At 73.0% G+C, this 8,955-nt stretch carries 7 protein-coding genes and 1 tRNA gene; 4 read left to right on the plus strand and 4 right to left on the minus strand.

Features of this window, described 5'->3' with window-relative positions:
- Positions 1-109: 109 nt before the first annotated feature.
- A complete protein-coding gene (locus ACIQUC_RS17730; protein WP_031261585.1) occupies positions 110-319 on the minus strand; it encodes a cold-shock protein in 210 nt (69 codons plus the stop codon).
- 16 nt (positions 320-335) lie between these two features.
- Positions 336-1,445, minus strand: a complete 1,110-nt coding sequence (locus ACIQUC_RS17735) for a fatty acid desaturase family protein (protein WP_402269445.1) — start codon at positions 1,443-1,445, stop codon at positions 336-338.
- A 233-nt stretch (positions 1,446-1,678) separates the two neighbouring features.
- Between ACIQUC_RS17735 and ACIQUC_RS17740 the strand changes: the two genes are divergently transcribed.
- On the plus strand, positions 1,679-2,524 hold the full coding sequence (locus ACIQUC_RS17740) for a hypothetical protein (RefSeq protein ID WP_402269447.1): 846 nt from the start codon (positions 1,679-1,681) through the stop codon (positions 2,522-2,524).
- 45 nt (positions 2,525-2,569) lie between these two features.
- Positions 2,570-3,607, plus strand: a complete 1,038-nt coding sequence (locus tag ACIQUC_RS17745) for an LLM class flavin-dependent oxidoreductase (protein WP_402269449.1) — start codon at positions 2,570-2,572, stop codon at positions 3,605-3,607.
- Positions 3,608-3,712: 105 nt separating this feature from the next.
- On the opposite strand, the gene ACIQUC_RS17750 is transcribed toward ACIQUC_RS17745, so the two are convergent.
- A tRNA-Pro gene (locus ACIQUC_RS17750) sits at positions 3,713-3,786 on the minus strand.
- Between the two features lie 202 nt (positions 3,787-3,988).
- Here ACIQUC_RS17750 and ACIQUC_RS17755 point away from each other — a divergent pair.
- Together ACIQUC_RS17755 and ACIQUC_RS17760 are read left to right on the plus strand one after the other, a co-directional pair.
- A complete protein-coding gene (locus ACIQUC_RS17755) occupies positions 3,989-5,497 on the plus strand; it encodes a hypothetical protein (protein WP_402269451.1) in 1,509 nt (502 codons plus the stop codon).
- Between the two features lie 77 nt (positions 5,498-5,574).
- Positions 5,575-7,713, plus strand: coding sequence for a RecQ family ATP-dependent DNA helicase (locus ACIQUC_RS17760; protein ID WP_402269453.1), 2,139 nt, complete (start codon positions 5,575-5,577; stop codon positions 7,711-7,713).
- An 89-nt stretch (positions 7,714-7,802) separates the two neighbouring features.
- Here ACIQUC_RS17760 and ACIQUC_RS17765 read toward each other — a convergent pair whose 3' ends face one another.
- Positions 7,803-8,684, minus strand: a complete 882-nt coding sequence (locus ACIQUC_RS17765; RefSeq protein WP_402269455.1) for an oxidoreductase — start codon at positions 8,682-8,684, stop codon at positions 7,803-7,805.
- Positions 8,685-8,955 lie beyond the last annotated feature (271 nt).

Raw genomic sequence — 8,955 nt, forward strand, 5'->3', positions numbered from 1 at the left:
GGGCGCCCCCGGCGCCGTGGGGGGCCGCGGGGGGGGGGGGGGGGGGGCCCCGGGGGGGGGGGGGGGGGGCCCCCCCCCCCCCCCCCCCCCCCGCCCGTCGTCGTCCGCGTCAGCGGATGATCGAGATGTTGTCCGCCTGCGGACCCCGTTTGCCGGGGCCGACGTCGTACTGCACGTGGTCGTTCTCCTCGAGCGACCGGTACCCGGTCGTCACGACGATGCTCGAGAAGTGCGCGAACAGGTCCTCGGACCCGTCGTCGGGCTGGATGAAGCCGTAGCCCTTGCTGTGGTCGAACCACTTCACGGTGCCGGTGGGCATCTGCGTCAACACGGCGTCAGTGGATGCGCAGCTGCGCGACCATGGGGCACGCGAACGGGTCGCGGGCAGCGAGCCCGACCCGGTTCAGGTACCGGACGACGATGCCGTAGGAGCGCAGCAGCGTGGTCTCGGTGTACGGCACGTCGAGCGTGTCGCAGTGGTCGCGGACGAGCAGGCGGGCCTGCTTCAGCGCCGGACGCGGCATCGACGGGAACAGGTGGTGCTCCACCTGGTAGTTCAGGCCACCCATGAGGAACGAGACCCACCAGCCTCCGCGGATGTTGCGGGAGGTGCGGACCTGGCGCGAGAAGAAGTCGACCTTGGCGTCGTGCGCGATGGTCGGCATGCCCTTGTGGTTCGGCGCGAACGAGGCGCCCATCATCACGCCGAAGACGGCGAGCTGGACCCCGAGGAACGCGCAGGCCATGCCGAACGGCAGGAACCAGAACACGATCGTCAGGTAGATGCCGAAGCGGGCGACGAGGAGCACGGCCTCGAGCCAGCGGTGCTTCACGTCGGCCTTGGTGCCGTTGCCGGTGACGATGCTCATCACGGCGTAGCGGTGCAGGTTCAGGCCCTCGAGCGTGAGCAGGGGGAAGAACAGCCAGCCCTGGAAGCGCATGAACGTCGTCATGAGCGGACCCTTCACCGACGCGGCGTCCTCCGGCAGGAAGCGGATGCCGTCCGGCGCGATGTCCGGGTCCTTGCCGACGGTGTTCGGGTTGCCGTGGTGGCGGGTGTGCTTGTTCATCCACCAGGAGTAGCTGAGGCCGACCATGAACGTGCCGAGCCAGCGGCCAGCGTGGTCGTTCCACTTCTGCGAGGCGAAGACCTGGCGGTGCGCGGCCTCGTGGGAGAGGAACGCGAACTGCGTGAAGAGGACGCCGAGGGCTCCGGCGACGATGAGCTGGAACCACGAGTCGCCGAGGAACGCGAACGCGACCCAGGCGAGGGCCATGGTGCCGACGAGACTGCCGAACAGCGACCAGTAGAAACCGGTGCGGCGGCGGAGGAGGCCGTTGTCCTTCACCTGCGCCAGCAGCGCGGAGTAGGTCGAGGTGCCCTTGCGGGGACCAGTGGCGGGACGAGTGCGGGTGTAACCCGGCGCGAGCGGAGTGGTGGTCATGAGGACCGACCTTCCGTTACGGATCGGTCCTTCAACCAATGCGAGTGAGTTCACGCGTTTGCGCTTGGCGCGACACTAAGGGCAGAACATGCGTGTTCGCCTGGGAGTCCGGATTGCGTGGACGGACGCTCCCCGGGCCGGGCGCGGCGCGGGCTGAGCCAGCTCTCACGGTCCACGCCGGACGCCGGACGGGCCGCGTCGTAGCGTTCAGCGCACACGACCAGGAGGCGCCGATGCCCGATCCGTTCCCTCGCCGAGGCCGCACCACCGCGTGGCTGATCGCGAGCCTCGTCCTCGCCGTCGCGGGCGGCGCGCTCGCGGCTCCGGCATCCGCGGACGCGGCCGTCGATCCCGCCGGGCTGCAGATCGACGACGTCGTCACCACGCAAGTGGCGTTCCACGACACCGCGTCGTGGGCGTTCACCGTGCAGGACGTCGGAACCGCGGCCACAGCCGGCCCGGTCCACCTCGGATTCGCGTACGACACCGGTACCAACCCGGCGGACGCAGCATCGCTCCGTGCCTTCGACCACGTCACGGTCGCGAGCACCTCCGGGCGCTGCTCGCTCGACACGACCAGACGGAAGGCGTCCTGCACGCTGCCCGCGCTCCGGCCCGGCGCCTCGGTCACGATGACGACGACGGCGCGGCAGGTCTGGGACATCAGGGACACCCGCTTGACGGGCTGGGAGTTCCAGGCCGTGCGTGGCTCGTCCGATCCGGAGGTGCCGTACGACAGTCGGATCAGCGGCACCACGATCGTCCCGACCCACGGCGCGTTCGACGGTGCTGCAGCCACCGCCGACGGGATCACGGTGTCGGGGTGGGCCGTCGACGTCGAGCGCGCTGCTGACCCGATGGACGTGGCCGTCGACGTCGACGGCACCCAGGCGGCGCTCCTCACCACGACGAGGCCGCGCGCCGACGTCGACCGGGCGCTGCACGTGTCCGGGGCGCACGGCTTCCGCGGGGTGGTCCGGGCGGGGTCGGGGGTGCACCGCGTGTGCATCACCGCAGCCGACCCGTACTGGGGCACGAGCGGCATCGACCTCGGGTGCCGGAGCGTGCGAGTCCCCTGACCCGCCCGGACGGACGAGGACGCGTTCGTCTGCCACGATCGACACATGCCTCTCGACGGACGTCCCCTCGAACGCCTCGGCTTCCTGACCATCGGGTCGTTCGACCCGGCACGCCCCGGACTCGGTCACGAGGAGACGCTCCGGGTCATCGAGCGCGCCGAGGCCCTCGGCTTCGACAGCGCGTGGCTGCGACACCGGCACGTGCAGCACGGCATCTCCTCCCCCGTCGCGGTCATGGCGGCGGCGTCGCAGCGGACCTCCCGGATCGCGCTCGGGACGGCCGTCACCCCGATCGGCGCGGAGAACCCGTTCCGTCTCGCCGAGGACCTGGCGACGGTCGACGTGCTGCTCGGCGGTCGCCTCAACCCCGGCTTCTCGTCGGGCACGCCCATGAACTACGACCTCTACAGGGAGGCGCTCTACCCGGACACCGCCGAGCACGAGGACTTCAGCGAGACCCGACTCCTGCGCTTCCGCGACCTGGTGCGGGGTGTTCCGATCGTCGACGTGGCCGAGCGTCGCGGCATCGAGGAGTTCGCCACGACCGTCCAGCCGCAGAGCCCCGGCCTCGCCGACCGGCTCTGGTACGGCACGGGCAGCACGCGGTCGGCGGTGTGGGCCGCGCAGAACGGCTTCCACCTGTTGACCTCGAGCGTCACCCGGAGCGAGATCGGCACGGACTTCGCGACGAACCAGCGCGCCCAGGTCGAGGCCTACCTCGATGCGCACCCGTCCCCGAGCTCCGCCCGCGTCTCGCAGGGCCTCGTCGTGATCCCCACCGACACGGCGACGCCCGAGCAGGAGGCCCGCTACCGGGCCTACGTCGAGGGTCGGTCGGGCCGCGTCGGCGTGCCGATGGGACCCGGGAAGCTGCTGTTCGCCGCCGACCTGGTCGGGACGTCGGCCGAGATCGCGGACCGGCTCCGTGCGGACGCCGGCTACCAGGTGGCGACGGAGGTCGCGTTCGCACTGCCGTTCTCGTTCGAGGCGGAGGACTACGCACAGATCGTCACGGACATGGCGGAGCGCCTCGGGCCGGCGCTCGGGTGGGAGCCGGAGGGCCCGGCGACCACCGGTCGCTGACGTGGTCGCCCGGAGGGATCGCGCGGGTCGCACCGTTCCGGGATGCATGCGGCGCCGGGAACGCAGAAGCCCCGACGGAAGCGGTGTTCCGTCGGGGCTTGTCGGTCGGGCTGACAGGATTTGAACCTGCGACCCCTTGACCCCCAGTCAAGTGCGCTACCAAGCTGCGCCACAGCCCGCGAGCCCCGAGGGACCCACGTCGCCCGCGTCCGACCGGAGCGCGGAGCAACCCGACCAGCATAGCGGACGCCGGCCCCCTCCGACGCCACGCGCTGTCCTCCCGCGCGCGTCGCCCGGCGGTTGGTCCCGGCACGTCGTCGAGCCCGCACGACACCCGTCGGATTCCCAGGGTCCCCGCCACCCGGCTCGTAGGGTGGCCCGATGCGTTCCGGCCCCACCTCCCGTGTCCTCCTCGCACTCGCAGCGACCGGTCTGCTGCTCGGAGCCGCCGGGTGCACCGGGGCCCAGTCCGGGCCGACCCGGGCGACCCTGGCGAAGGCGACCGCACAGACCGTGTCGGTCGCATCGGCGTCCGACGCCGTCGACCGATCGGTCCGGACGAGCCGCGCGTTGTTCGCGTCCGCTCCCGGGGCCGTCGTCGCGCCGGCCGGTGACGCCGACGCCGTGCGGTCCGCGGCGAGCGCCGCCGAGGCGGCCCACGTCCCGGTCCTCCTCACCGGCGGGAACGAGTCGGCCGCACCGGGCGAGTCCCAAGGGAAGGACGGATCGCCCGCCGCGCGCGAGCTGGCGCGCCTCGGCGCCCGGTGGTACCAGGCCGAGGGCGACGTCGCGATCGACACGGACGTCCCGGAGCGGGATGCGCCGGACGGCGGGGACGCGCCGGAGCCGAGCCGCGCCTCCAGGCAGGCCACCGTCGTCGTGGCGGACGCGAGCGCCGACGCCGCAGCCGTGGCGACCGCGAAGGCGGCGGGTGCCCGCGTCGTGACGATGCCGGACGGTGTGACGGACCCCGCGGCCTCGCGGGACGTCGTGACGGCGCTGCACGAGCGACAGGACCACCCGACGGTGCTGGTGGGGGCGGCGTTCGCCGACCTGCCGGACCCGCAGTGGACCGTCCGCGCCGCCGAGAACGGGTGGCAGCTTCCCGACGGCGGGCAGCGGCCGTTCGACGGGCACCGCTACGTGGCGCTCTACGGCGCGCCGGGAGCCCCCGCGCTCGGTGTCCTCGGCGAGCAGGACCCGACGGCGACGGTGCAGCGTGCGAAGTCCGTCGCGGCGTCCTACGAGGGGCTCGGCGACGTGCCGATCACACCCGCGATGGAGGTCATCGCGACCGTCGCCGCCGGGGACGCCGGCGCGGACGGGGACTACTCCACCGAGCTGCCGGTGTCGACGCTCGAGCCCTACGTCGATGCCGCGCACGATGCCGGGATGCCCGTGATCCTCGACCTGCAGCCCGGGCGCGCGGACTTCCTGTCGCAGGCGAAGCGGTACGAGTCACTGCTGTCGGAGCCGGGCGTGTGGCTGGCGCTCGACCCCGAGTGGCGGCTCGGGCACGACCAGGTCCCGCTCGAGCAGATCGGGAGCGTGAAGGCGTCCGAGGTGAACGAGGTGTCCTCGTGGCTCGCGGACCTGGTGAAGGAGAAGGGGCTCCCCCCGAAGGCGTTCGTGCTGCACCAGTTCCGACTGTCGATGATCCAGGACCGCGACACGCTCGAGCAGCACCCGGAGCTCGACGTGCTCGTGCACGTCGACGGGCAGGGGTCGCAGCCCGACAAGCAGGCGACGTGGAAGGCGCTGCACGTCAGAGCGCCCGAGGGCATCCACTGGGGCTGGAAGAACTTCTACGACGAGGACACACCGATGCTGACGCCGCAGCAGACGATGGCGGACGTGACGCCGACACCGTCGCTGATCACGTACCAGTAGCGGGTTGCGTGGGTGAGTTGTCCACAGCCGGGAGGCGCGACCCACGTTTCGTCGGTCGGTGCTGACAGCATGGGGTCATGTCTGTTGCCCCGCCACCTGCTCCGCCGTCCCCCACGATCGCTGCGGAGGCGCAGGAGGCGCTGCACGCCCTGACCGGGCGGCCGGACGCGGTGTTCCACCCCGGTCAGCTCGAGGCGATCTCGGCGCTGGTCGAACACCGGCAGCGGGCCCTCGTGGTGCAGCGCACCGGGTGGGGGAAGTCCGCCGTGTACTTCCTCGCGACCCTGCTGCTCCGGCGCCGCGGGGGCGGGCCGACGGTGCTCGTGTCGCCGCTGCTGGCGCTCATGCGCGACCAGGTCGCCGCGGCTGCCCGCGCCGGGGTGCGCGCGGTCTCGATCAACTCGGCGAACGCGCACGAGTGGGGTGAGACGCAGGCGGCGCTGGCCCGTGACGAGGTCGACGTCCTGCTCGTCTCCCCCGAACGGCTCAACAACCCGCGGTTCCGCGACGAACAGCTGCCGACGCTGATCGCCCGCATGGGCATGCTCGTCGTCGACGAGGCGCACTGCATCTCCGACTGGGGGCACGACTTCCGACCGGACTACCGGCGACTGGCCGAGCTCATCCGGTCGCTCCCCCACGGCGTGCCCGTGCTCGCCACCACCGCGACGGCGAACGAGCGCGTGGTCGAGGACGTCGCCGAGCAGCTCACCGCCGGCCCCGACGCCCCAGTCTTCACCATCCGCGGGTCCCTCGCACGGGCCTCGCTGCGGCTCGGCGTGCTGTCGCTCCCCGACGCCCGGCAGCGGCTCGGCTGGCTGCTGGCGCACCTCGGTGACCTGCCGGGCAGCGGGATCATCTACACGCTCACCGTCTCGGCAGCCGAGGACATCGCCCGGCTCCTGCGCGACAACGGGTACGCCGTCCGCGCCTACACCGGCCGGACCGACACCGACGAGCGCGAGCAGCTCGAGCAGCAGCTCAAGGGCAACGAGCTCAAGGCCCTCGTGGCGACGAGTGCGCTCGGCATGGGGTTCGACAAGCCCGACCTGGGGTTCGTCGTCCACGTCGGCGCCCCGTCCTCGCCCGTCGCCTACTACCAGCAGATCGGCCGCGCCGGACGCGCCACCGACAACGCGGACGTCCTGCTGCTGCCCGGGCGCGAGGACCAGGAGATCTGGCAGTACTTCGCGAGCGCGTCCATGCCGACCGAAGCCCGCGCGTCCGCGGTGCTGAACGCGCTGTCCCGTGACGCCGCGATGTCCACCGTCGCGCTCGAGGGGTTGGTCGACATCAAGCGCTCCACCCTCGAGCTCCTGCTCAAGGTGCTCGACGTCGACGGCGCCGTGCAGCGGGTCGCCGGAGGGTGGGTCGCGACCGGGCAGCCGTGGGAGTACGACGCGCCCCGCTACGAGCGTGTCGCCGCGGCCCGCGCTGCCGAGGCCGCGGCGATGCTCACCTACGAGTCCACCTCGGCGTGCCGCATGCAGCTCCTGCAGCAGGACCTCGACGACCCGTCCGCCGAACCGTGCGGCCGGTGCGACAACTGCGCCGGGGCCTGGTACCCGTCGGACGTCTCGTCGTCCGACGCCTCCGGTGCCGCGGCGGCGCTCGACAAGGTCGGTGTCGAGATCGCCCCGCGCGCCCAGTGGCCGTCGGGCATGTCGTCGCTCGGCGTCTCGGTGCGGGGCAAGATCGGCGCCGACGAGCTCGTGCAGCCCGGCCACGCCGTCGCCCGACTCACCGACCTCGGGTGGGGCGGACCGCTGCGAGCGCTGTTCTCGCCGTCCACCGCCGACGCCCCGATCTCCCGCGAACTCGTCGACGGGTGCGTCCGTGCGCTCAAGGACTGGCCGTGGGAGACCCGGCCGACCGGGGTCGTCGCGATGTCCTCGCGGTCGCGGCCCGAGCTCGTGGGCTCGCTCGCGCAGGCGCTGTCCTCGATCGGGCGGCTGCAGTTCCTCGGGACGCTCGGGCGGAACGGTGGGACGCCGCGCGGGGACGGTGCGACGAACAGCGCCTACCGGTTGTCCGGGGTGTGGGACACGTTCGTCGTCGACCCGGCGCTCGGGGCCGCGCTGCAGTCGCACGAGGGGCCGGTGTTGCTCGTCGACGACCTGGTGGACAGCCGGTGGACGATGACCGTCGCCGGGCGGGAGCTGCGGCGGGCCGGAGCATCGGCGGTGCTGCCCTTCGCGTTGGCGACGGTGGCCTGAGGTCGCAGCCGGCGCACGCTGTCGGCCGGCGCACGCTGTCGGCCGGCGCTCGCTGTCAGGCGGCGCTCGCTGTCAGGCGGCGCTCGCTGTCAGGCGGCGCCGAGCGCCTCCAGCTCGGCCACGGCGTCCGCGGGCAGGTCGAACCCCGCCGAGGCGATGTTCTCGTGCAGGTGCCCGACCGACGACGTCCCCGGGATGAGCAGGATGTTCGGCGACCGCTTCAGCAGCCACGAGAGCGCGACCGTCGTCCGTGACACGTGCAGCCGCTCGGCGACACGGTCGAGGGTGGCGTAGTCGATCGGCGAGAAGCCCCCGAGCGGGAAGTACGGCACGTAGGCGATGCCCTGTTCCGCCGCCGACTCCACCAGGGCCTCGTCCTCGCGGCGCGCCACGTTGAACATGTTCTGCACGCACACCACCGGCGCGATGCCCTGCGCCTCGGCGAGCTGCTCGGCCGTCACCGTCGAGACGCCGAGGTGCCGGATGAGCCCCTGCTGCTGGAGCGCCGCGAGCGCCTCGAACTGCGGCGCCAGGCTGCCCGGCTCCGGAGCGTCGAACCCGCCCACCCGGAGGTTGACCACCTCGAGCTGCTCGAGCCCGAGCGTCCGGAGGTTGTCGTGCACCTGCTCGACGAGCTGCTCCGGCTGCCGAGCCTGCGGCCACCGCCCCTTCTCATCGCGGCGGGTGCCGACCTTCGTCACGATGTGGAGGTCGTCCGGGTACGGGTGCAGCGCTTCACGGATGAGCGCGTTCGTGACGTGCGGGCCGTAGAAGTCCGCGGTGTCGATGTGCGTGATGCCCGCCTCCACCACCGCGCGGAGGACCCGGACGGCCTCGTCGTGGTCCTTCGGCGGGCCGAACACGTTCGGTCCGGCGAGCTGCATGGCGCCGTACCCGAACCGCGTCAGTTCGAGGTCGTCGGCGAGGCGGTAGGTCCCGCCCGAGAGCGTGGGGGTGGCGTCGTCGGTCATGGTCCGAGGATGCGCCGTGCTCCCGCGGGTCAGCCGTGGCCGGTGTCCCCCGCCGCGTCGGCTGACGACGCGCGGCGACGCTTCCGGGCACCGACGGGTCCGGGGGGGGTGACCGGACCACGAGTCGGGGGGGGGGGGGGGGGGGGGGGCCCCCCCCCCCCCCCCGCGCCCCCCCCCCCCCCGCCGCCCCCCCCCCCCCCGGCGGGGCCCCCCCCCCCCCCCCCGGGGGGGGGTCCCCCGCCCCCCCGCGCGCCCGCGCCCACGGGCCCCC

This window comes from Curtobacterium sp. NPDC098951 (assembly GCF_044759965.1).
Classification (GTDB): Bacteria; Actinomycetota; Actinomycetes; order Actinomycetales; family Microbacteriaceae; genus Curtobacterium.

Excerpts from the sequence above, each read along its gene's own strand:
- ACIQUC_RS17730 (WP_031261585.1), bottom strand. The coding sequence starts at position 319 with ATGCCCACCGGCACCGTGAAGTGGTTCGACCACAGCAAGGGCTACGGC.
- ACIQUC_RS17735 (WP_402269445.1), bottom strand. The coding sequence starts at position 1,445 with ATGACCACCACTCCGCTCGCGCCGGGTTACACCCGCACTCGTCCCGCC.
- ACIQUC_RS17740 (WP_402269447.1), top strand. The coding sequence starts at position 1,679 with ATGCCCGATCCGTTCCCTCGCCGAGGCCGCACCACCGCGTGGCTGATC.
- ACIQUC_RS17745 (WP_402269449.1), top strand. The coding sequence starts at position 2,570 with ATGCCTCTCGACGGACGTCCCCTCGAACGCCTCGGCTTCCTGACCATC.
- ACIQUC_RS17755 (WP_402269451.1), top strand. The coding sequence starts at position 3,989 with ATGCGTTCCGGCCCCACCTCCCGTGTCCTCCTCGCACTCGCAGCGACC.
- ACIQUC_RS17760 (WP_402269453.1), top strand. The coding sequence starts at position 5,575 with ATGTCTGTTGCCCCGCCACCTGCTCCGCCGTCCCCCACGATCGCTGCG.
- ACIQUC_RS17765 (WP_402269455.1), bottom strand. The coding sequence starts at position 8,684 with ATGACCGACGACGCCACCCCCACGCTCTCGGGCGGGACCTACCGCCTC.